This is a genomic window from Streptomyces lonarensis (genome assembly GCF_012033735.1).
GTDB classification, from domain to species: Bacteria; Actinomycetota; Actinomycetes; order Streptomycetales; family Streptomycetaceae; genus Streptomyces; species Streptomyces lonarensis.
The window spans coordinates 1-21054 of the sequence record NZ_JAAVJD010000083.1 but is presented as its reverse complement, the minus strand read 5'-3'; the positions used below and the strand labels follow the sequence as shown (position 1 = coordinate 21054).

The window sequence follows — 21054 nt, the reverse complement described above, 5'->3', positions numbered from 1 at the left end:
CGCGGACGGCGGCCCGCACCTCCGCCTCGTGCCCGTCCCTCCCCCGAGGGGCGGGCACGGGCGCGTTCCGGCCCCCCGGCGCCGGGGGGGGGGCGGGCCCCGACGGCGTCAGCTCCGCGGGCCGCCCGGGGGCTCGGTGTCGCCGAGGGCGACCGGGTCGTGGTCGGCGCACGGGTCCGTCAGGTAGTCGAGCGTCCCGGTGACCGTCAGCATGCGGTCCAGGTGCGGCGGCCGGCTGTCCAGGTGCAGGTGGACGTGGGCGGCCTCGCACAGCCGGTGCGCCATGAGGATCGCGGAGAGGCCCATCGAGTCGACGGCGGCCAACTCGCGGAAGTCGAGGTGTAGTTCCCGTACCTCCTCACCGTCTTCTCCCAGGCGGCGCTCCAGCGCCTCCACGAGCTCGTCGCTCGACTCGTGGTCGAGGTCGCCGAAGAGCCGCACCCGCAGTCGGTGCGGCTCGACACGCTCGGTGGTGAGTTTGAAGTACGGGTGAGGCAGCGTGGTCATGCGGGCTTTCCATTGCCGGGGATAGGAGTGTGGGGGGAGTCCGTGACGGCGGCACGGCCCTGGTCGAGCAGGGCGCGGGCCCGGGGGAAGTCTTTCAGCTGCGCGCCCAGGACGTCGAAGGTGAGCCCCAGCGTGTGGGTGGGGACCTCGCGCGCGGTCAGGATCTCGCCGGTCCAGGAGATGAAGGTGGTGAACAGCCTCACGTCGTCCATGTAGAGGGCGGTGCTGAGGTACTCGACGATGTGCGCGATGTCCTCGGCGGTGTGGCGCCGCTGGCGGGCGGTGTACTCCCGCATGGGGGGAAAACGTTCTTCCAGCCCCGTCAGCGTGGCCCGCACCAGCTCCGCCCGGGTCCGGGCGATCATCGTGTACTCCTGGTCCGCGAGGTGCGGCAGGTCCTCGATGGGCAGGTGCATCGCCGTCGGGTCCGGTCGGGGCAGCCCTTCCAGCAGCAGCCGGGCCACGGCCCGCGCGTCGCCCGCCCACTCGGTGGCGCCGAGCGACCGCGCGTACCGGCCGTCGGGCCCGAACGCCGCTCCGCCCGCCAGGACGGGGACCCCCGCCGCGAGCGCGGCGGTGATCGCGGCGTGCGCCGTCGGGAGGTGGGTGGGGATGGAGGCGGAGAGGAGCACCGCCTCCGGGCCGGTCCGGTGGAGGTGCGCGATGAGGTGCGGGGTGGGGACGTGGGCGCCCAGGAAGTCCACCCGCCAACCCCGTAGCCGCAGCACCTCCGACAGCAGCCGCGCGGGGAGCGAGTGCCACTCGCCCTCGACGCAGGCGACGGTGATGCGGCCGTGCTCAGGCCGCACCCGGCCGGCGGGATGGTGCGCCAGGGCCGCGATGACGCGCTCGTTGATGGCGGTCGCGACGTGCTCGTCCGCCACCGTCATGCGGTTGGCGGCCCACTCCTCGCCGACCCGGCCCTGGGCGGGCGCGATCACTTCCAGCAGGATCTGCTCGGCGCCCAGGCCGTTCTCCAGCCCTTCGAAGACAGCGCTGGCGGCGGCGTACTCGTCGCCCTCCCGCAGGGCGGCCCACAGCTGATCCCGGTAGACGCCCGGGTCGAGGTCGGGCCCCGGGCGCTGGGTGGTACGGACGGTCATGCCCGGCGCCTACCCGTGGCCCCTCGTGTCAAGGCCGAGAAGACGTCGGGGCGCGGTGTGGTGATGGCGACGACGGCCATGTCGTCGTGACGGCCGCGGCCCACCCAGTCGGCGGCCAGCATCTGCACCCGCTCCACCACGGCCTCCGCGGGCATCCCGGCGCACTCGCTGAGCGCTTCCCGGAGCCGTGAGTCCCCGAACATCTCGTCACCGAGCGGCCCCCCGCGGGCCTCGGTGATGCCGTCGGTGAACAGCAGGCAGCTCTCGCCGACGCCCAGGTCGATCGTGGTGGTGGTGGATTTGATGGAGCGCAGCACCCCGACCAGCGAGCCGGAGGTTTCGGCCTCCTCGACCGTGCCGTCCCGGCGCACGACGAGCGGCGCGGGGTGGCCCGCGCTGGTGACGCGGAGCCGGGTGTGGTCCTCACGGCGGGAGGCCGAGGCGAGGACCAGCGTGGCGAACCGGGTGTGGTGGGAGTTGAGCAGCGCGGTGTTCAGCAGGCGGAGCATCCGCGCGTGGTCGTCGGCGAGCGGCAGCAGCGCGTGGAGCGTGTTGCGGATCTTGCCGGTGAGGACCGCCGCCTCCAGCCCCTTGCCGCAGACGTCGCCGAGGACGGCCAGCGACTCCTGGTCCTCCCCCGCCCCGGGGTGGACGTCGTAGAAGTCGCCGCCGACCCGGTCGGACTGGCCGGACGCGCGGTAGCCGCCGGCGAACTCCACGCCGTTGACCTGGTGGAGGGTGGGCGGCAGCAGCTCCCGCATGAGGGTGGTGGTGATGCTGGACTGCTCGGCGTACATGCGGGCCGCGGCGAGCGCGGCGCCGGCGCGGGCCGCGAAGAGCCGCGCGAAGACCTCGGCGTCCTCGCTGAACGCCGTGCGCCCGGAGGTCCGCAGCAGCACCAGCACACCGCCGGGCGTGCCGTGGCCGGGCAGCGGTGTGATGACCACCGAGCCGACCGCGCCGTCCATCTCCTCGGGCACGACCCACTCCGGCGCGCTGGCGGGGTCGATCCACCGCGAGGGCACCGGCGGGAAACCCTGCAGCGCCTCGGCCAGCCCGGGCATCGAGGTGGTGTCGATGTCGACGATGCTCCGGACCACCTCGCCGGAGCCGACGCAGCTGGTCATGGGGTGCCGGCGCCCCTTGCCCGGGGCGATGATGACGGCGGCGTCCGCGAGGTGGGTCGCGGCGAGCTGCGCGGTCACCTCCATGCAGCGGTTGACGTTCAGCGAGGAGAGCAGCGCGTTGGACGCCTCGGCCAGGAAGCTGGTGCGCTGCCGTTCGCCGTGCAGCGCCTCCTCCGCCAGGCGGCGGTCGGTGTCGTCGACGAGCCACCAGACGACGTCGCCGTCGGAGCCGCGGGTGGCGTGCGCCTCGTAGGAGCGGTCGCCGACCTGCCCGCTGCTCGACCCGGCGGCGCGCGGCTCCTCGGCGCGTCGGCCGGTGGGCTCCGCAGCGGCGTCGGAGGTGTCGGGGGCCTCGGGCGCGCCGACGGTGTCGTCGGCGGAGAGGCGTCGATGGGCCTCGGAGAGCCACTCGGGAACGCGGTCGCTGAGCCGGTCACCGGGGGACAACGCCGAGAAGACCGCCGAGGCGGCGGTGTTCAGCTCCACCACCGTGCCGGACCGGTCGGCGAGCACGACCGGGTAGGGGGCGGAGGCCCACGAGGTGCGCAGTTCCAGGGAACCGGCCGGGGAAGTCTTCGTTGTGTCCACTGAGGGAGGCCCGCGAATGCGACCCTCACCACCTTTCGTTGCAAGAGAACGGTTCTGTCCGCAACGATCGCTCACCGAAGGGGGTCGGGGCAACCGGCGTCACGCCCCTGTCACCCGCGAGTTCGCCGTGGCAGGCTCGCACGGGGCGGCCGCACGCCCCCGAGCAGGAGCGTCGTGCGGCAGCGCCGGAGCGGTGTGTCGGTGATGACACATGCGCCCGGCACAGGCCCCCTGGCCCGAAGGGCGCACCCCCGGCGCGAAGCGACCTCTCGCACACCCGAGCGAGGCGGTGGTTCCACGCCCCGGGCGGCCGAGCGGCCGGGGCTCTGCCGGGGGCACCGGGGACGCCCGGCCCGGAAGGGACCTCACCCGCGGCCGGCCCGCCGCCTGGCGCCCCGCCGCGAACGGCCGGGCGTCGCCGGCGGCCTCCCCGAGGCGTTCAACCACAGCCGCACCTCGGCGCCGCCCAGCACCGAGGAACCGATCCGCACGTCGCCCCCGGTCGCCTCGGCGACCCGGCGCACGATGTCCAGCCCCAGCCCCGTGGAACCCGTGCCGCCGTCCCCGTGGCCGCGCCGCAGCGCCTCCTCCGCGTCGGCGATCCCCTCCCCCGCGTCCGAGACCAGGACGATCACGGTGTCCGAGCCGCCGCGGTGCACGTCGACCGCGAAGGCCGTCCCCTCGGGGGTGTGGCGGAAGACGTTGCCGAGCAGCGCGTCGACCACCGCCACCAGGTCCGCCCGCGCCACCGGCACGCGGACCGGCTCCTCCACCCCGGCGAGGCTGGCCTCCCGTCCCTCGTCCTCGGCCAGCGCCGACCAGAAGGCCATGCGCTCCCGGATGACCTCCGCCGCGTCGGTGTCCCCGCCCGCGGCCTCGCCCTCCGAGCCGCCGAGGGCCGACCGCTGCTCGCGGGCGGTGCGGATGATGGTGTCGACCTCGGCCTCCAGCTGGTCGACCGCCTGGCGGGTCTGCTCGGCCGCGTCCCCGCCCCCCAGCGAGGCGGTGTTGAGGCGCAGCACCGTGAGCGGGGTGCGGAGCCGGTGGGAGAGGTCGGCGGCCATCTCCCGCTCACCGGCCAGCAACCCCGCGACCTGGCGTGCCATTGCGTTGAACGCTTCGGCCGCGGCCCGCAGTTCCGCCGGTCCCTGCTCGGGCACCCGCACGCTCAGCCTGCCCTCGCCCAGCTCGCGCGCGGCGGCCGCCAGCTGCTCAGCCGGCCGCACGGTGCGCCGGCCCAGCCGGTCCGCGACGGCGACCGAGCCGACCACCAACGCCACCCCCACCCCGGCCAGCACCAGCCAGGCGGTGGTGACCCCGCTGGCCAGGTCCGCGGACGGAACGAAGACCTCGACGACCGCGATGCCCCCCGAGTCGACCGCGATCGGTTGCAGCAGCGCGGTCCCGCCGTCGACGGGAAGGGAGACCGCGCGGCCGTACCGCAGCGCCGCGCGCAGGTCGGCCTCGGAGGTCCGGCGGTCGCCGATGGTCAGCGCCTCTCCCCCGTCGGCCGCCGCGTCACCGTCCGCGTCTCCTCCCGCCCCCTCGCCGGTCCCCTCCTCGCCGCCGTCGCCGCCGTCGCCGCCGTCGCCGGCCACGGCGCCGTCGGGGTCGGGGACGTGGACCGCGATCCGGCCGTCGGCTCCCGCCTCGGTACTGGCGACGGCCCGTTGCAACTGCGCGCGGTCGGTGGTGATCGCCAGCACCGGCGCGATCGCCGACGCCTGCCGTTCGGCGTTGCCGAGGGCGCGGTCGGCGGCCATCTCCCGGACGACCAGGGCGAGCGGCACGGCGAACGCCAGCACGACCATGGTGGTCACCGCGAGCGAGATGCGTACCAGCGCCCACCTCATACGGGCTGCCCCGACCCGGGCCCGCCCCACGGGGCGGCACCGTCGACCGGCGCGGGCGGCGCCTCCAGCTTCACCCCCACGCCCCGCAGGGTGTGCAGGTAGCGGGGGCGGGCCGCGGTCTCGCCGAGTTTGCGGCGCAACCAGGAGAGGTGCACGTCTATCGTCTGGTCGTCGCCGTAGGACTGGCGCCAGACCTCGGTGAGCAGCTCCCGACGGGCGATCACCTCGCCCGGCCGGCCGGCCAGGTGCGCCAGCAGGTCGAACTCCCGCCGCGTCAGCTCCAGCGGCCGCCCGTCCAACTCCGCCGTCCTGCGGCGCGGGTCCACCGTCAGCCCGCCGACCCGGAGCACCTCCTCGCGCTCCCGCACGGCCCCCCGGCCCCCGTCCCAGCGGCGCAGCACCGCGGCCATCCGGGCGGAGAGGTGGTCGACGGAGAACGGTTTGACCAGGTAGTCGTCGGCGCCGTCGTTGAGCAGCCGGACGATCTCCCGCTCGTCGTCCCGGGCGGTGGCGACGATGACGGGGACCTGGGTCAGCCCGCGCAGCATCTTCAGCGCCTCCGCGCCGTCGAGGTCGGGCAGCCCCAGATCGAGGATGACGACGTCGAAGCGCAACTGCGCGACCTCCCGCAGCGCCTCCAGGGCGGTACCGACGCTCCGCACGGTGTGGGCGGCGTCGGTGAGATGGCGGATGAGCGCCGATCTGACGAAGGGGTCGTCCTCGACCACGAGCACATGGGCCATGCGCGGCACCGTACGCCATGTACGCGACGGGAGTTGAGTCAACGTCGGGTCGGCGTCCCGCCGCACCGCCGCACGCCGGGCGCGCGGCACACCCCGCGGCACCCCCGCCCGGGCCCTTCCCCAAGCGCGCCGCGCGCCCCGGACCCGGCGCGGTGTGGGAGGTGTGACGACCCCTGCGTAATGTGTGCGCATGCGACGGCAGTTGATGATCGGTGCGGCGTGGGTCGGCGCCACCGGGGCCGCGGTCACCCTGACCTGGTTCGGGGTGGGTTCGGTCCTGCGGGGCACCGTCTACGACCCGCCACGCGCGCTGCCGGTCAGCGGCCCCCCGGCCGACCACGCCGACGCCGGGCCGGACGTCTCCTCGACCCAGCGCCCGCCCGAGCCGGACGACGACCCGAACGGCGACGCGGCGGACGGGGGAACGGCCTCCGGGCCGCCTCCGCAGCCACCGCCCGACGAGGCGGGGAGCGGCGGGGACCGCGCGGGGGAACCCCCCGGGGTGACACCGGACGGCGAGTCCGAGGACGACGGGGAGCCGGCGGCGCCGGCACCCGACGACGCCGCGGGGAGCGGGCTGGGCTCGGTGGAGACGGTCGCCACCGACGGCGGCCGGGTGGCGTTCGACATGGGCCCGGACTCGGCCGAACTGGTCTCGGCGACCCCGGCGCCGGGGTGGGAGATGCAGGTGTGGGCCGAGGAGACCTACATCCGCGTCAGCTTCTCCGGGGAGGGGCGCACCGTCTCCGTCTTCTGCATCTTCAACGGCCACCCGCCCTACCTCGACCAGCACGAGGAGTAGGCGCGGCGGCCGCGGGCGCCCCGCTCCTGCTGAGCGTCAGTCGAACGCGCCGGGCGGCGGGGCGGGCGAGGCCCCGGCGGTGGCGTCGGTGACCGGCGCGGCACCACCGGTGAGATCCGCGAGTTCCCGCCCGCTCAGCACCCTCGCCGGGTGCGGATCGCCGGCTGCCCGGCGCCGCAGCCCGTCGACGGGCAGCGCGCCGTCGGTGGCCACCAGGACGGCGTTGCCGAACCGGCGGCCCCGCAGCACGGCCGGGTCCGCCACCAGCGCCGCGTCACCGAACCGGTCCACCACCCCGGCCACCTGGCCGCGCAGGAAGGTCAGCGGCGAACCGTCCGTCAGGTTGGCGGCGTACCAGCCACCGGGGCGCAGCGCGCGCCGGGCGAGGTCGAGGAACTCCACGCTGGTGCAGTGGGCCGGCGTGCGCGCCCCCGCGAACACGTCGGTGATGACGAGGTCGGCACCGCCCTGCGGCAGCCGCTCGAGCAACTCCCGCGCGTCGCTGCCCCGCACGCGCAGCCGGCCCTCGGGGAGCGGGAGCCACTCGCGGACGAGGGCCGTCAGCCGGGTGTCGGGCTCGGCCACCTGCTGCTGGGAACGGGGCCGGGTGGCCGCCACGTAGCGGGCGAGAGTGAGCGCACCGCCGCCGAGGTGGACGGCGGTGACGGCCGCGCCCTGCGGCGCGCAGAGGTCGACGACGTGGCCCAGCCGCCGCTGGTACTCGAAGACCAGGCGCGTGGGGTCCGCCAGGTCGACGTGGGACTGAGGGGCGCCGTCGACGTGCAGCTCCCACGCGGTGTCGCGGTCGGGGTCGGGGACGAGCAGCACCTCGCCGCCGTCGGCCCGGCCGCTGCGGGGCTCGCGCCCCTGTCGTCGTCTGCTGCTCCGGTCGGCCACGCACCCAGTATGGCCACCGCCGCCCGGCGCGGTGCCGCTGGGCGGTGGCCCCGGCCGGACGCGCGGGGCGTACGCCGGCGGCCGACCGGGCGGAACGTTCCTGCACCGTGGGGTCGGAGCAGGGAGAACGGCCCCTGTCCACGACCGGGGCGAACGACGACGTCGGCGGGGCCGACAGGCCGGCGGGTCGGCGGGTCGGCGGGTCAGCGGGTCAGCGGGTCAGCGGCAGCAGCGGTCCAGTGCGGCGAGGGTACGCGTCGCCTCGCACAGCGCCGCCCGCAGCCGGTCGGGGGCGGTGGCGGGTGCGGGGGTGTCCCGGGGCGGCACCAGCCAACCGGTGCCCGTCACCGGCGGCTGGCAGGAGCCGGGCGGCGTTCCGTAGGTCTCCGTGCACGCGCTGCCGGGGAGGTTCCAGTCGCGGGCCGTCCCGGGCGGGACCAGGAAGCCGAGGGTGTCGCCGTCGCGGTCGTGGATGACCGGCCCCACCCCGCTGCGCAATCGCAGGATGTCCACCGCTTCGAGCCCCTCACGGGCGGGAACGGTGACGAGGTCGCAGGGCGTTTCGTGGTGCGCCGCGCGGCCGGTTCGGCCGTGGTGGGCGGCGTTCGCACGGTGGCGCGTCAGGGCGGTGGCGCCCTCGGTGTCCAGCATCGGACTCTCCTCCGCGGTCGGTTCACCCGGCTCAACGCGATTGCACTGTCAAGGGGTACGGCCGCGTACCCCCGCAAAGGGTGGCAGTTCATGGCGGATACTGGGCGGGTTGCCCCATTCGGGCGACCATAGGGCGGATTGTCCTTCTGTCCGGCCGGTACGGTCCCGGCATGACGTTCTCACCCGCGTCACCCGAGGCACCGGGGTCCGACGACCCGGGACGCCCCGGCGCGGGCACCACACCCCCACGCCCCAACGAGACCTTCCGCCGGCTCCGCGGGGGTCTCTCACCCGGCGAGTTCGCGGCGGCCGTGCGCCGTGCCGCCCGCGAGATCGGCGAGCGGGTCGCCTGCGACGCGCGCTACGTCGGCCGGGTCGAGTCGGGCGAGATCCGCTGCCCCAACTACGCCTACGAGCGGGTCTTCCGGCACATGTACCCCGAGCTGGACCTCACCGGGCTCGGGTTCGAACCGCGTGACGCCGTGCGGGGCCGGGCCGGGCCACGCGGCGCGGTACCCCGCACCGGGGAACCGACCGCGCCGGCACCGTCGGCACGCACACCCCGGGCGCCCGGCGGTCACCCCGCGCCGCCCTGCCCCGACCCCGCCGTGCACCTTGCCGGCCCCGGCACGGGACCGCCCGCCCCGGAACCGCGCCCCGACCACCACCGCACCGAGCCAGAACCGGAGGAGAGCGACGTGCTGCGCCGCGCTTTCATGACCGGCGGCCCCGCCACGCTGGCCGCCCTCACCCAGCGCGGGGACAGCACGCCGGCCGCCGCGTCCACCGTCCGCGTCGGCGAGACCGAGGCCGGGGCGCTGGAGGACACCGTCCGGCGTATCCGGTTGCTCGACGACCGGCACGGCGCCGACCACCTCTACCGCCGGGCGGGCCGGTCGCTGGCCGCCGCCCACCTGCTGCTGGACACCGGCAGCGCCCGGCGCCGGATCAGCGACCGCATCCACAGCGGCGCCGGGGAGCTGGCGCTCTCGGTCGGCTGGCTGGCCCACGACTCGGGCCGCTGGGACGAGGCCCGCTCCCACTACGCCGAGGCGCTCGCCACCGCCCGCATGAACGGCGACGTGGCGCTGGAGGCGCACGCCTTCTGCAACAGCGCCTTCCTCGCGCGCGACACCGGCCGCCCCCGGGAGTCGGTCCGCGCCGCGCAGGCCGGGCAGCAGGCCGCCCACCGGCACTCCTCGCACCGGCTCCGCTCGCTGCTGACCGTGCGGGAGGCCGGCGGATGGGCCGGGCTCGGCGACCGCGCGGCCTGCGAGGAGGCGCTGGGCCGGGCCCGCGACCACTTCGAGCGGGGCACCCACCCGGACGACCCGGAGTGGATGTCGTTCTACGGCGAGGCCGAACTGGCGGGGCTCGAGGCGCAGTGCTGGTCGGCGCTGGGCGACTTCAGCCGGGCCGCGGAGAGCGCCCGGCTGGCGGTGGAGCTGCAGGAGCCGCACTTCGTCCGCAACACCGCGCTCTTCAGCGCGGAGCTGGCGGGGGACCTCGCCGGCTGCGACCGGCCGGCGGAGGCGGCGGCGACCGGGCTGCGCTCGCTGGAACTGCTGGCCCAGGTGCGCTCCTCCCGGATCACCACCATGCTGCGCCAGACCGCGCGGCGGCTGGTGCCCTACCGCCGGGAGCCCGAGGTGGGGGCGTTCCTCGGGCGGGTCGACGCCGCCCGCTGACCCGCCCGGCCCGGGGCGCGGGGCCCACCGTGCCGCCCGGCCCGGGGCGGGCGGGGCCGCCGCGGGCCCGGCCGCTCACTCCAGGTGGCCGGTGTCGTTCCAGCGCAGCACGGCGGGCTCGCCGTAGGCCCACCCGAGCTCGCTGAGCGAGGTCGGCAGCAGCCGCAGGTGCGCCGCGAAGTCGACGGGGCGGCCGAGCCAGCGGGCGCCCACGGCGCGCAGGATGTGGCCGTGGGCGAAGAGCACGGCGTCCCGGTCGGCGGCGCGCAGCCGGGCGACGACCGTGTCGGCCCGGTCGGAGAGCTCCTGGAGCGTCTCACCGCCGGTGACGCCGTCGCGCCAGATCATCCAGTCGGCGCCGCGGCGCTCCCGGATCTGGTCCGGGGTGAGTCCCTCCTCCTGGCCGTAGTCCCACTCCTGCAGCTCGGGCCACTCCTCGGCGCGGTCGCCGAACCCCGCCAGCTCGCAGGTCTCGCGGGCCCGGGAGAGCGGGCTGGTGCGGACCAGGGTCTCCGGGAGCCCGCCCCACGGGTCGCGGTGGAGGCGCTTCCCCACGAGGCGGGCGCCCTCGCGGCCCTCGGGCTGGAGGGGTATGTCGGTTCGTCCGGTGTGCCGGCCGGACAGCGACCATGCGGTCTGCCCGTGCCGTACCAGCAGTACGCGCGCTGCCATGTCGTCCTCTGTCTTCCTGGGGCGTCCGGCGGGGGTTCTCCCGCTGTTCCATCATCGCTCAGCGGAGCGTTCGGTTCCGTTCGAGGGCCCGTGGCCTGCCCGTGGGCCGCCGCGCGGGGTTCCGTAGGGTTGCCCGACCCGCCCGTCCGCCGATCGGCGCGTCGCCGGGCCGCCCCGCCCCCCCCACGCACCACCGGGAGCCCTCCGCATGTCGCACGCCCCGCCGCGCCGCTGGTGGACCGAGTTGCCGCTGATAGCCGTCGTCTACCTCGCCTACACCGGCGCCCGTCTGCTGGCGCGGGGCGATGTGGACACCGCGGTGGAGAACGGGCTGGCCATCCTGCGGCTGGAGCGGGCCCTGGTCCTCAACGCGGAGGAGCCGCTGAACCGCTTCTTCACGGAGCAGGCCGCGCTGGGGGTGCCGGCGTCGTTCGTCTACGCCTCGCTGCACTACCTGGTCACCCCCGCGGTGCTGGTGTGGCTGTTCCGCCGGCACCGGGCGCGCTACCGGCGGATGCGGACCTGGCTGATGCTCTCCACCCTGCTGGGGCTGATCGGCTTCACGCTGTACCCGACGGCTCCGCCGCGGCTGCTGGCGGCGGGCGACGGCTTCGTCGACAGCCTGGCGCAGTACAGCGACTGGGGGTGGTGGTCGGACGCGGCGAGCGCGCCCAGCGGGCTGGGCGACATGACCAACCAGTACGCGGCGATGCCGAGCCTGCACGTGGGGTGGGCGGTGTGGTGCGGGGTGGCGCTGTGGTGGTTCGGCCGCCGTACCGCGGCGGTGCGGATCGCCGCGGTGGGGTACCCGGTGCTGACGGTGGTGGTGGTCATGGGGACCGCCAACCACTACCTGCTCGACGTGGTCGGCGGCGTCGTGGTGATGGCGGCGGGGCTGTGGCTGGCCCGGCCGGCGCTGCGCTCCGTCGACCGGCTGCGGGCGTCCCTGGGCTCGCGGCTGCGCGGCGGGGACGGGGTCCCTGACTCCGGCGCCGAGCGGACCGTGCCGCCGGGAGCGGTCGGCGGGCACAATGGAGCGGCGTGTCCGACGCACACGCCGGACCTCCCGGGCGACCGGGCGGCGCCCGGGGTGCCGGGAGCCACCGACGGTGAGGCGCCCGGGCAGGAGCCCGCCCGGCCCCGGGTGGGCGCCGCGTCGGGCGGTACCCCGAGCGCAGGAGGCGGAGCGAGCTGATGTCCGAAGCCGGTCACGACCCAACCACCACGGGTGGCTCCACCCGCCGGTTCCACCGGCCCGCCGCGCTGTTCACGGAGCCGGCGGCGCCGCCGCGGGAGGACGAGCCCTTCTTCTCCCTGGAGACGGTCACCGACCCGGCGGAGCTGCTCGGGCGCGCCACCGAACTGGCCGAGGCGTTCCGGGGCGCCGCGGACCGGGCCACGGAGTTCCAGGCGCTGGCCGCCGCCCAACTGGCCGACCCGCGGCGGTTCGACCGGCTGTCGGCCGCCGACATCGCGGGCCGTACCGGCTGGACGGAGGAGTACGCCGAGCGCATGGTCCAGTTCGGGCGGGAGCTGGAGAACCGGCCGGTCGAGGAGTGAGCGGGGCCCGGCACGTCCTACGGCGGCGGCCCGGCGGATGCGGGGTCCGGGCCCCCCGCGGGCCTCGCGGGGGCTCGGATTTTCACCCGGCCGGTGGCGGGTGCTAAAGTCTTCCACGTCAGCAGGCGCCGCTAGCTCAGTTGGTTAGAGCAGCTGACTCTTAATCAGCGGGTCCGGGGTTCGAGTCCCTGGCGGCGCACAGACAGTCGAAGGCCCTCCGCTCCGGCGGAGGGCCTTCGTCGTCTCCCGCCGGAGGGCGGCCGCCGGCTGCGGGGCGGGCGTCACTCACGGACGACCTTGACCTGCCAGCCGCCCGCCGCGGTGCGGTCACCGACCTCGACACGGACACCGTCCTCGGCCGACCAGTACGCCTCGCCCGCTCCGAGTGGCGCGTCGGCGAGTTCGGGCTGGACGGAGCGGCCGTGGCAGGCGCCGGTGTCGGGGTGGCCGTCCAGCACCTCGATCGGCCCCTGGGCCGAGGCCACGTCGCCCCGGACCCGGTAGAGCAGCACGCCCTCCGTGCAGGCGTGGACGTCGTTGCCGACCCGGGCGCGGGCCTCCAGGACGAGCGCTTCGTCCGAGGAGGTCCGGACCACCACCATGCGGGTGTCGGCGCCGGCCTCCCCGTGGTCGAGGGGAGCGGCGAGCGGCCGGAGCGTGTGGAGGCTGACGCCGGTGTCGCGGACGCAGTCGACGTGGGCCGAGTCGAGCCAGCCGAGTTTCCACTTGTGCCAGCCGAAGGGCTCGGGGGCGAGCCCGAACTGGCTGCCCATCACGTCCCAGTCGCCGACGTGGGTGTCCCAGTCGCCCCGTCCGCCGTCGGGCCGGTTGTAGAGGTCGGGCAGGTCGAAGACGTGGCCGGTCTCGTGGGCCAGGACGTTGCGGTCGGGCGGCCGGGCCTCGAAGAGGGTCACGACGCGGCGGACCTCGCCGCCGCCCATGGTCAGCGGCCGCTCGAAGTTGACGACCTTGGTCGCGTCGGAATTCACGCCCGGGGCGTCCGGGTCGGCGACCAGGTAGACGATGTCGTAGGAGCCCAGGTCCGAGCGGTGCTCCAGGACGGTGGTGACGTCCTGGAGGTAGGCGGCTCGCAGCTCCGGTTCCCAGTCGCGCTGGATGCCGTAGGCGGTGGACTCCTGCGGCATCGTCAGCCACCGGTCCCCGATGTCGGCGTCGAGCCGGAACGCGCCGTACGAGGCGCGGAGGAAGAACTCGGAGGTGGCGGGGAAGTAGTCGGCGGCGATCTCGTGCGGCGCGGAGCGGGGCTCCGCGTCGGGGAAGGCGAGGAAGAGCATCACCGCGCTCAGGTCGCGGTCGGGGCGCGGGTAGTGCTCGTTCCAGGTGTCGAGGCCGAGCGAGTGGTGGACGGGGTGGCGGGGCAGACCGCACGGCTCCTCGGCGAGGACGCCCTCACCGGGCCCCCGCATCATGCTGGTCACCGTCATGACGGACAGCGCGGCGAGGAAGACGCCCGCGCCGCGGTAGAGCGGGGACGTCCTGCGCGGCCCGGTGGGTCCGGGCTTCCGGGGTCGGGCCACGGCTTCCTCCCGTCAGACCTCGCAACAGCATCACCACTCTGTTGGGATTTGACGGTTTCGACCCGTTTTGGTGCTCCATTGGCGGCAGTCGCGACCCCCCGGGGGCGCACATCCGAACGGAGACTCTCCGTGAACGGAGAAACGCGCCGGGCGCTTACGGACACCGGAGAGCGCGCGAGGCCGAACACGCGCGGGGAGCGCGCCGCAACCTTTGAGGGAGGCTTCGAAGAAACGTTCCCAATCGCTAAGAGGTGGACCCGAAGCACCACCGCGGCGATCACGCGAGATCAGAGGCGGAAGACATCGGTCAGCACGTCGAAAGCCTGTAGGAGAGGGGGATTCCGCCGACCGGTACGCCCCCGCTGGCGCTGGCTCCGGCGCGCGGGGACCTCTATGATCGGCACATTTCCAGCGCGGAACTCCGCCCGTACCACCCCCGGAGTTCCCCGCACCCCACCCGCCTGCGAACCATGCCCTCCGGGAGCAACCGGTGAACGGACCCCAGACCGCCACCCCGGATTTCCTCACGCTCCGCGATCACCCACGTGCCCGCGCGGCGGCCTTTGACTCCTCCCCCATGCCCATGGCCCTGCTGGACGGTGCGGGCCGCGTCCTCACCGCCAACCGCGCCCTCGGCCGACTCCTCGGCCGGGACCCCGCCACCCTCGCCGGCCACGCGGCCGACGCCCCCGCCGTGCTCCACCTCGACGGCCGCACCCGGGAGGAGTACCGGGCGGCCGTCCGGGAGGGGACCGGTCCGCGTGGCCACGCGCACCGCGTCAAGCACGAGGACGGCACCACCGTGTGGACCGAGATCACGCTCACACCGCTGCCCGCCGGCACGGCACCCGGCGAGCCCCCCGCGGCGGCGCGGGCCGCCGTCGCCGAGGGCGCCCCGCCCGCCGCCCGGACGCTCCTGTCGGTCAGTGACATCAGCGAACGGCGGCGCCTCACCGAGCAGCTCCGCCACCTGCGGATGCACGACCCGGTGACCAAACTGCCCAACCGCGCGCTGTTCTTCGAGCGGGTCGCCGGCGCCCTCGCCGACTCCGCCACCGGCCGGATCGGCCTCTGCTACCTCGACCTCGACGGCTTCCAGGCGATCAACGACACCCTCGGCCACCGCGTCGGCGACCGGCTGCTCGACGCCGTGGCGCGCCGGCTGATCCACTGCGCCGGTGACGGCGACTTCGGCGGCCACCTCGTGGCCCGCCTCGGCGGCGACGAGTTCGCCCTGCTGGTGGAGGACTCCACCGGCACCGAGCAGGCGACCGACCTCGCCGACGCCGTACTGGCGTCGCTGCAACGGCCCTTCGACATCGAGGGCCACCGACTCGCCGTCTCCGCCAGCATCGGCGTGGTGGAACGGCTGTGCTCGGAGACCTCGCCCACCGGGCTGATGCAGGCCGCCGACACCACGCTCTACTGGGCCAAGGACGACGGCAAGGCCCGGTGGACACTCTTCGACCCCGAGCGGAACGCCCATCGCATGACCCGGCAGTCGCTCTCCGCCCGGCTGCGGCCGGCCGTGGAGCGCGGGGAGTTCCTGGTGGAGTACCAGCCGATCGTCTCGCTCGCGGACGACACGGTCCGCGGCGTGGAGGCCCTGGTGCGCTGGCTCCACCCCGACCTCGGCCGGCTCTCCCCCGACCGGTTCGTACCGCTGGCGGAGGAGAACGGCGCCATCGTGCCGCTGGGCCGGTGGGTGCTCACCGAGGCGTGCCGGCAGGCCCGCCGGTGGCAGCTGGAGCACCCGGCGGCGCCGCTGTTCGTCAGCGTCAACGTCGCCGTGCGGCAGGTCTGGGACTCCGACCTGGTCAGCGATGTCGCGCAGGTGCTGGAGGAGACCGGCCTGCCGCCGGGGCTGCTGCAACTGGAGCTGACGGAGTCCGCGGTCATGGGCTCGGCGGGCCAGCCGCTCCAGGCGCTCCAGGACCTCTCCGACATGGGGGTGCGGATCGCGATCGACGACTTCGGCACCGGGTACTCCAACCTCGCCTACCTCAGCCGGCTCCCGGTGCGGGCGCTCAAGCTGGACGGCACCTTCGTCCGCGGCTTCCGCACGGCGAAGCACCTCAACCCGGCTGACGAGACCATCGTCTCCTCGCTGGTGCAGCTGGCCCACAAGCTCGGGCTGACGGTCACCGCCGAGTGCGTCGAGGGCGAGGCGCAGGCGGAACGGCTGCGCCGCATCGGCTGCGACACCGGGCAGGGGTGGCACTACGCCAAACCGCTCCCGGCGGAGCGGATCGACGACCTCATCGGCGGGACCTCGCTGCCGGTGCCACCGGACGCGGCCGGCTGACCACGGTCACCACGCCGTGTTCCGCCATGGCAGATCATGGCGGAACACGGCGGAAGGCGGCAGGAGCCGGGCGCGGCCGGAGGCGACCGGCCGTCACCGGCGGCAGTGCCGGGCAGTGCCGGGGCGGCGGCCGGCGGTGACCGCCGGCCTGCCCCTGCCCGGTGTCAGTCGGCGGCGGTGAAGAGCGTCCCCAACGCCGGGCACTCCACACTGCGGCCGATCAGCCGCAGCCCCTGCCAGGCGGTGACCTGGTGCGCGGTGAGGACGGTCTTGCCGAGCGCCTCCTCCAGCGCCGTCACCCAGGCGGCGGTGTGCATCGCGGTGTCCGGGAGCAGCACCGCGTCGGCGGTCGGGTCGTCCCCGGCGCGCGCAAGGGCGAGGACCTCGTCGTAGCCCCAGGTCCCGACCTCGGCCGCGGTGATGATCCCGGCGGAGCGCACCCCGGTCACGGCGGTCCCCGAGTCCCGCAGGAACGTGGCGAACAACTGCGCCACGTCCTCGGGGTAGGTGGCGGCGACGGCCACGCGGCCCGCACCGACGGCATGGACCGCGTCGGCGAAGGCGAAGGAGGTGCTGGAGGCCGGCACCCCCGCGACCTCCGCGAGTTCCGCCGCCTGGCGGCGGGCGCCCTCCAGGCCGAAGACGAAGCTGGCCGAGGTGCACGCCCACATCACCGCCTCGGCGCCCTGCTCCCGCAGCTCGGCGGCGCCGGGTACCAGCCGCTGCACCGAGCCCATCTCCAGCAGCGCGCCGACCTCGTGCGCGTCGGTGCCGATGTCGGTGTGCACCAGCGGCAGCCGGACCCGGCCCCCGGCGGCATTGAGCATCCCCTCCATGCGGGGTGCGTCGTCCTCCGCCGAGAACCCGGGGTACAGGAACCCGACCGTCCCGGTCCGGGTGGCGTCGGTCGCGTCGGTCGCATGGGTGGCGGACTGCGCCTGCGCGGTCTCCCGCATCACTGTGTCTCCTTCGGCGTGGGGCTGTTCGTCGGGTGGGGCTCCGCCGGCGGCGGGGCCGCCCGCGGGGTGCGGCTCTGCGTGGGGACCGTGGTGGTCCGCCGCCGTGGCCTGCCGGCAGCACGCTCCGGGTCCGGCGGCACAGCTCGCGTCGCCGTCCCGCGCCGGTTCCGGAACGTGGCGGTCCGTCTGCGGTTCCGCCTCCGGGTCGGCCGCGGTGGCGGTCGACCCGGAGGGTGTCGCGGGGTCCGAGGTCGCGGCGGGATCGGCCGCGGCGGGTCGGGTGTCCGCGCCGGGCGGCCCCCTGCCTGCCGGGGCCGCCGTGTCGGCCCCCGGCTCGGGGAGCGGCCCGAAGGCCGCGTGGTCAGGCCGGCCCGAGGGGGTCGTCCGGAAAGGGCGTGTCGCCCGCCTCCGAGAGCCCCGGGCCGTCCTGGTCGCCGGTGAAGGCCGAACCGGCGAACGCCGGCGGGCCGGGCGCCTGCGCGGGCCCGGGCACACCGCCCATCGCCGCCGGTCCGCGACGTGCCGCCGGGTCGAGCAACGCCTGGTACGGTCCCACGGCCTCCTTGCCGATCCGGCGCAACGCGTCCCAGATCGTCACCTGGTTGGCCGACAGGACGGGCATGCGCAGCTCCGCCTCCAGCTGCGGGATCATGTCGAACGTCGGCAGGTTGGTACAGCTGATGAAGAGCGCGTCCGGGGAGCCCTCGGTCGCCTCGTGCGCCATGCGCACCACCTCGCGGTAGCTGACGCGCCAGATCTCCCGGGTCAGCCCGAGGTAGCTGCGGCCGCAGACCTCCATCCCGCCCTCGGCGAGGAACTCCTCCAGCGAGTCGGTGACCGACTTGGTGTACGGGGTGACCACCGCGACGCGCCGCACCCCGAGTTCGTGGAGGGCGTCGAGCAGCGCCCCGGAGGTGGTCAGGGCGGGCATCTCCCCCGCACGGGACATGGCGGCGGCCATGGCACGCTCGCCGACACCGCCGCCGACGAAACTCCCGGAGGTGCAGGCGTAGGCGACGACCTCGGGGCTGACGGCCGAGAGGGCGCGGACGGCCTCGGTGAGGGTCTCGTGCTCACTCACGAGGCGGGCGAGGTCGAGGCTGACCTCGACGGGGACGAACGGCGTTCGGGTGACGTGGAGCGAGACGTCGTCCGGGACCCAGCGCCACAGCTCGCGGTCCAGTGCGAAGTCGAACGGTGCGACGATGCCGACGCCGCGCTGCGGCGTCGGTCCACCTACGAAGGAGACATCCATGGGTAACCCCAAAGAGACGGAGGGGCGGCGCAGACGAGCTGATCTGGCCGAGGATGAACACAAGCCGGTCGGGCAAACCGGGACGCCGGGACAGATGCCTTCATTGACGACGGTAGTTTCTTCTCCCTACCGTGGTCAATCCTGGGTTTTCCGTGATCCGGCGACGGCCGGATTCCGATGGAGAACCCGAAGCCGTGTCCGGACTCATCCGGCCCGAAGCGAAACAGGTCCGCGTTGCCAAATGGTTTCCCGCTCATGACCGAACCCCGCGTTCTCGTGCTGGTCTCCGCCGGCCCGACCGCCGGTCCGACGGTCCCGCCCGCGCTCCAGCGCCTCGACGGCCGCGCCCGCGTCACCTTCGGCGACGAGAAGTCGCTGGTGGAAGCGCTCCCCGATGCCGATGTGCTGCTGGTCTGGGACTTTTCCTCGGACGCGCTGCGCAGCGCCTGGCCGGGGGGCGGGCCCCGCCCCGGATGGGTGCACACCGCCAGCGCCGGGGTCGACCGGCTGCTCTTCCCCGCACTGGTGGAATCCGACACCGTGGTCACCAATGCGCGCGGCATTTTCGATCAACCGATCGCCGAATATGTGGCCGGTATGGTCATCGCCATGGCAAAGGATTTCCACGCCACAGCGGATTTGCAGCGTCGCCGTGAGTGGCGGCACCGGGAGACACGGAAGGTCGCCGGAAGCCGCGCCGTGGTCGTCGGTTCCGGCCCGATCGGCCGGAGAATCGGCGTCACCCTCACGGCACTCGGTGTCGAGGTGGATCTCGTCGGGCGCCGCGGCACCGACGGCGACCCGGATTTCGGCCGGGTGCACGCGAGCGAATCCCTGCCCGCTCTGTTGGCCGAGGCCGATTGGGTGGTCTGCGCGGCACCCCTGACGGCCGCGACCACCGGGTTGTTCGACGCCGACACCTTCGGACACATGAAGCGCGGTGCGCACTTCGTCAACGTGGGGCGCGGCGCGCACGTGGTGGAGGACGACCTCGTCGCCGCGCTGCGCTCGGGGCGGCTGGGCGGCGCCGCGCTCGACGTCTTCGCCTCGGAGCCGCTGACGGCCGACTCCCCGCTCTGGCAGGTGCCCGGCCTGCTGGTCTCCCCGCACATGAGCGGGGACACGGTGGGCTGGCGCGACGACCTGGCGGAGCAGTTCGCGGACAACTTCGACCGCTGGCTGGCCGGGGAGCCGCTGGTCAACGTGGTGGACAAGCGACTCGGGTACGTCCCGCGGGCCTGAGGGCCGCGGCGGGCCGTCGACACCGTGCGGTTCCCCGGGCGCCGCGCCGGACGGCGCCGGGTGGGTACAGGAGCGAAGGGGAGTCACGGATGACGGATCTGACGGCGCTGACCGCCGCGCGGCTGGTGACCGGGTACCGGGCGGGGGAACTCTCCCCGGTGGAGGTGGCGCGGGCGTCGCTCGACCGGGCGGCGGCGGCGCAGCGGGGGGTGAACGCGTTCGTCCTGCTGCTGGCGGACGAGGCGATGGCGCAGGCGCGGGCCGCCGAGCGGCGGTGGCACCGCGGGGAGCCGGCCGGCCCCCTCGACGGGGTGCCGGTGACGGTCAAGGACATCCTGCTGCTGCGGGGCCACCCCACCCTCCGTGGCTCGGCGGCGGCCGCGACCGTCCCGAACGAGGAGGACGCCCCCGCCGTCGCCCGGCTGCGGGAGTCGGGGGCGGTCTTCCTCGGCAAGACCACCACGCCGGAGTACGGCTGGAAGGGCGTCACCGACTGCCCGCCCCACGGTGCGACGGGGAACCCCTACGCGCCGGACCGGACCGCCGGCGGCTCCAGCGGCGGCGGCGCGGCGGCGGTCGCGCTGGGCGCCGGGCCGCTGAGCCTGGGGACGGACGGCGGCGGCTCGGTCCGCATCCCCGGGGCGTTCAGCGGCGTGTTCGCGCTGAAACCGACCTACGGTCGGGTCCCGCTCCATCCCGCGAGCGCCTTCGGCACGCTGGCGCACGTGGGCCCGATGACCCGGGACGCGCGCGACGCGGCGCTGCTGCTGGACGTCATCGGGCACCCCGACCCCCGCGACTGGTCCCACCTGGGGGAACCGCCCGGGGCCTTCGGGGACGGGCTGGTGGCGGACGGCGCCGAGGGCGCGCCGCTGCGCGGGCTGCGGATCGCCTACTCACCGACCCTGGGCCCGCTCCCGCCGGGGGCGCCGGAGGTGGACCCGGAGATCGCGTCCGCCGTGCGGCGCGGGGCGGACCTCTTGGCGGAGCTGGGTGCCGCGGTGGAGGAGGCGGACCCTCGGCTCCCGGACCCGGAGGTGGTGCGCGAGGCGTTCCACACGCTGTGGTTCAGCGGCGCCGCGCGGGCCACCGCCGGGATCACCGGGGCCTCGCGGAAGCTGATGGACCCGGGGCTGCGGGAGATCTGCACCGAGGGAGAGGGGTACTCGGCGGTGGAGTACCTGGCCGCAGTCGATGTCCGCATGGCGATGGGGCGGCTGATGGGGGCGTTCCACGAGCGGTACGACCTGCTGCTGACGCCGACGCTGCCACTGACCGCCTTCGGTCTCGGCCGGGAGGTGCCGGAGGGGTCGGGGATGCGCCGGTGGACGGAGTGGACGCCGTTCACCTACCCCTTCAACATGACGCAGCAGCCCGCCGCCAGTGTGCCGTGCGGGCTCCACACGGACGGACTGCCGATGGGGTTGCAGCTGGTGGGGCCCCGTCATGCCGACGCCCTGGTGCTGCGAGTGGCGCACGCGTTGTTCGAGGCGGGGGCCGCGGAGCTGCCGCCGCCTGCGCCGAGCTGACCGGGGGCCGGCGGCCGCCGCGTACCGGTGGCCGC

General features: G+C 75.2%; 18 protein-coding genes and 1 tRNA gene. 8 read left to right on the top strand and 11 right to left on the bottom strand.

Annotated elements, in window-relative coordinates; all coding sequences use genetic code 11:
- Positions 1–108: 108 nt before the first annotated feature.
- The 5 genes from HCN56_RS12790 to HCN56_RS12770 form a co-directional block, all read right to left on the bottom strand.
- On the bottom strand, positions 109–507 hold the full coding sequence (locus HCN56_RS12790; protein WP_167970512.1) for an STAS domain-containing protein: 399 nt from the start codon (positions 505–507) through the stop codon (positions 109–111).
- Positions 504–1610 carry a cobalamin B12-binding domain-containing protein gene (locus HCN56_RS12785; RefSeq protein WP_167970510.1) on the bottom strand — a complete coding sequence of 369 codons (1107 nt, stop codon included), beginning with the start codon at positions 1608–1610 and terminating at the stop codon, positions 504–506. The genes HCN56_RS12790 and HCN56_RS12785 overlap by 4 nt, the downstream gene beginning before the upstream one ends.
- Positions 1607–3325 (bottom strand): PP2C family protein-serine/threonine phosphatase, encoded by a 1719-nt coding sequence (locus HCN56_RS12780; protein ID WP_167970508.1) that lies wholly within the window; start codon positions 3323–3325, stop codon positions 1607–1609. The genes HCN56_RS12785 and HCN56_RS12780 overlap by 4 nt, the downstream gene beginning before the upstream one ends.
- Before the next feature lie 365 nt (positions 3326–3690).
- Positions 3691–5178 (bottom strand): sensor histidine kinase, encoded by a 1488-nt coding sequence (locus HCN56_RS12775; protein ID WP_167970505.1) that lies wholly within the window; start codon positions 5176–5178, stop codon positions 3691–3693.
- The gene (locus HCN56_RS12770) at positions 5175–5921 is read right to left on the bottom strand and encodes a response regulator transcription factor (RefSeq protein WP_209312660.1); all 747 of its coding nucleotides are present in this window, start codon (positions 5919–5921) and stop codon (positions 5175–5177) included. The genes HCN56_RS12775 and HCN56_RS12770 overlap by 4 nt, the downstream gene beginning before the upstream one ends.
- Positions 5922–6111: 190 nt before the next feature.
- Between HCN56_RS12770 and HCN56_RS12765 the strand changes: the two genes are divergently transcribed.
- Positions 6112–6723 (top strand): hypothetical protein, encoded by a 612-nt coding sequence (locus tag HCN56_RS12765; RefSeq protein ID WP_167970503.1) that lies wholly within the window; start codon positions 6112–6114, stop codon positions 6721–6723.
- Between the two features lie 36 nt (positions 6724–6759).
- Here HCN56_RS12765 and HCN56_RS12760 read toward each other — a convergent pair whose 3' ends face one another.
- Together HCN56_RS12760 and HCN56_RS12755 are read right to left on the bottom strand one after the other, a co-directional pair.
- Positions 6760–7620 (bottom strand): spermidine synthase, encoded by an 861-nt coding sequence (locus HCN56_RS12760; RefSeq protein WP_167970501.1) that lies wholly within the window; start codon positions 7618–7620, stop codon positions 6760–6762.
- Between the two features lie 219 nt (positions 7621–7839).
- On the bottom strand, positions 7840–8271 hold the full coding sequence (locus HCN56_RS12755) for a hypothetical protein (protein ID WP_167970499.1): 432 nt from the start codon (positions 8269–8271) through the stop codon (positions 7840–7842).
- A gap of 170 nt (positions 8272–8441) precedes the next feature.
- On the opposite strand from HCN56_RS12755, the gene HCN56_RS12750 reads away from it, so the two are divergent.
- Entirely contained in the window at positions 8442–9959 is a 1518-nt protein-coding gene (locus HCN56_RS12750) for an NsdA family TPR-like regulatory protein (RefSeq protein ID WP_245246486.1), read from the top strand.
- A 75-nt stretch (positions 9960–10034) separates the two neighbouring features.
- On the opposite strand, the gene HCN56_RS12745 is transcribed toward HCN56_RS12750, so the two are convergent.
- Positions 10035–10631, bottom strand: coding sequence for a histidine phosphatase family protein (locus HCN56_RS12745; protein ID WP_167970497.1), 597 nt, complete (start codon positions 10629–10631; stop codon positions 10035–10037).
- Between the two features lie 208 nt (positions 10632–10839).
- On the opposite strand from HCN56_RS12745, the gene HCN56_RS12740 reads away from it, so the two are divergent.
- The 3 genes from HCN56_RS12740 (at position 10840) to HCN56_RS12730 (ending at position 12390) form a co-directional block, all read left to right on the top strand.
- Positions 10840–11826, top strand: a complete 987-nt coding sequence (locus HCN56_RS12740) for a phosphatase PAP2 family protein (RefSeq protein WP_167970495.1) — start codon at positions 10840–10842, stop codon at positions 11824–11826.
- Positions 11826–12191: a DUF8844 domain-containing protein gene (locus HCN56_RS12735; protein ID WP_167970493.1), complete on the top strand. Its 366-nt coding sequence runs from the start codon at positions 11826–11828 to the stop codon at positions 12189–12191. The genes HCN56_RS12740 and HCN56_RS12735 overlap by 1 nt, the downstream gene beginning before the upstream one ends.
- 125 nt (positions 12192–12316) lie before the next feature.
- Positions 12317–12390, top strand: a tRNA-Lys gene (locus tag HCN56_RS12730).
- An 82-nt stretch (positions 12391–12472) separates the two neighbouring features.
- Here the strand turns inward: HCN56_RS12730 and HCN56_RS12725 are convergent.
- Entirely contained in the window at positions 12473–13729 is a 1257-nt protein-coding gene (locus HCN56_RS12725) for a M6 family metalloprotease domain-containing protein (protein ID WP_312871211.1), read from the bottom strand.
- 490 nt (positions 13730–14219) lie between these two features.
- On the opposite strand from HCN56_RS12725, the gene HCN56_RS12720 reads away from it, so the two are divergent.
- Positions 14220–16034: a putative bifunctional diguanylate cyclase/phosphodiesterase gene (locus HCN56_RS12720; protein WP_312871210.1), complete on the top strand. Its 1815-nt coding sequence runs from the start codon at positions 14220–14222 to the stop codon at positions 16032–16034.
- Between the two features lie 164 nt (positions 16035–16198).
- Here the strand turns inward: HCN56_RS12720 and HCN56_RS12715 are convergent, their stop codons facing one another.
- A complete protein-coding gene (locus HCN56_RS12715; protein ID WP_167970491.1) occupies positions 16199–16990 on the bottom strand; it encodes a maleate cis-trans isomerase family protein in 792 nt (263 codons plus the stop codon).
- Positions 16991–17354: 364 nt separating this feature from the next.
- On the bottom strand, positions 17355–18248 hold the full coding sequence (locus HCN56_RS12710) for a maleate cis-trans isomerase family protein (protein WP_167970489.1): 894 nt from the start codon (positions 18246–18248) through the stop codon (positions 17355–17357).
- A gap of 255 nt (positions 18249–18503) precedes the next feature.
- On the opposite strand from HCN56_RS12710, the gene HCN56_RS12705 reads away from it, so the two are divergent.
- Complete coding sequence (locus HCN56_RS12705; RefSeq protein WP_167970487.1) at positions 18504–19490, top strand: D-2-hydroxyacid dehydrogenase; 987 nt, start codon at positions 18504–18506, stop codon at positions 19488–19490.
- Positions 19491–19579: 89 nt separating this feature from the next.
- A complete protein-coding gene (locus HCN56_RS12700; protein WP_167970485.1) occupies positions 19580–21019 on the top strand; it encodes an amidase in 1440 nt (479 codons plus the stop codon).
- The last annotated feature ends 35 nt before the right edge of the window (positions 21020–21054 follow it).

Bases quoted from the DNA above. Each gene is read 5' to 3' on its own strand.
- HCN56_RS12790 (WP_167970512.1), bottom strand. From the start codon at position 507: ATGACCACGCTGCCTCACCCGTACTTCAAACTCACCACCGAGCGTGTC.
- HCN56_RS12785 (WP_167970510.1), bottom strand. From the start codon at position 1,610: ATGACCGTCCGTACCACCCAGCGCCCGGGGCCCGACCTCGACCCGGGC.
- HCN56_RS12775 (WP_167970505.1), bottom strand. From the start codon at position 5,178: ATGAGGTGGGCGCTGGTACGCATCTCGCTCGCGGTGACCACCATGGTC.
- HCN56_RS12770 (WP_209312660.1), bottom strand. From the start codon at position 5,921: ATGGCCCATGTGCTCGTGGTCGAGGACGACCCCTTCGTCAGATCGGCG.
- HCN56_RS12765 (WP_167970503.1), top strand. From the start codon at position 6,112: ATGCGACGGCAGTTGATGATCGGTGCGGCGTGGGTCGGCGCCACCGGG.
- HCN56_RS12755 (WP_167970499.1), bottom strand. From the start codon at position 8,271: ATGCTGGACACCGAGGGCGCCACCGCCCTGACGCGCCACCGTGCGAAC.
- HCN56_RS12750 (WP_245246486.1), top strand. From the start codon at position 8,442: ATGACGTTCTCACCCGCGTCACCCGAGGCACCGGGGTCCGACGACCCG.
- HCN56_RS12745 (WP_167970497.1), bottom strand. From the start codon at position 10,631: ATGGCAGCGCGCGTACTGCTGGTACGGCACGGGCAGACCGCATGGTCG.
- HCN56_RS12740 (WP_167970495.1), top strand. From the start codon at position 10,840: ATGTCGCACGCCCCGCCGCGCCGCTGGTGGACCGAGTTGCCGCTGATA.
- HCN56_RS12735 (WP_167970493.1), top strand. From the start codon at position 11,826: ATGTCCGAAGCCGGTCACGACCCAACCACCACGGGTGGCTCCACCCGC.
- HCN56_RS12715 (WP_167970491.1), bottom strand. From the start codon at position 16,990: ATGCGGGAGACCGCGCAGGCGCAGTCCGCCACCCATGCGACCGACGCG.
- HCN56_RS12710 (WP_167970489.1), bottom strand. From the start codon at position 18,248: ATGGATGTCTCCTTCGTAGGTGGACCGACGCCGCAGCGCGGCGTCGGC.
- HCN56_RS12705 (WP_167970487.1), top strand. From the start codon at position 18,504: ATGACCGAACCCCGCGTTCTCGTGCTGGTCTCCGCCGGCCCGACCGCC.
- HCN56_RS12700 (WP_167970485.1), top strand. From the start codon at position 19,580: ATGACGGATCTGACGGCGCTGACCGCCGCGCGGCTGGTGACCGGGTAC.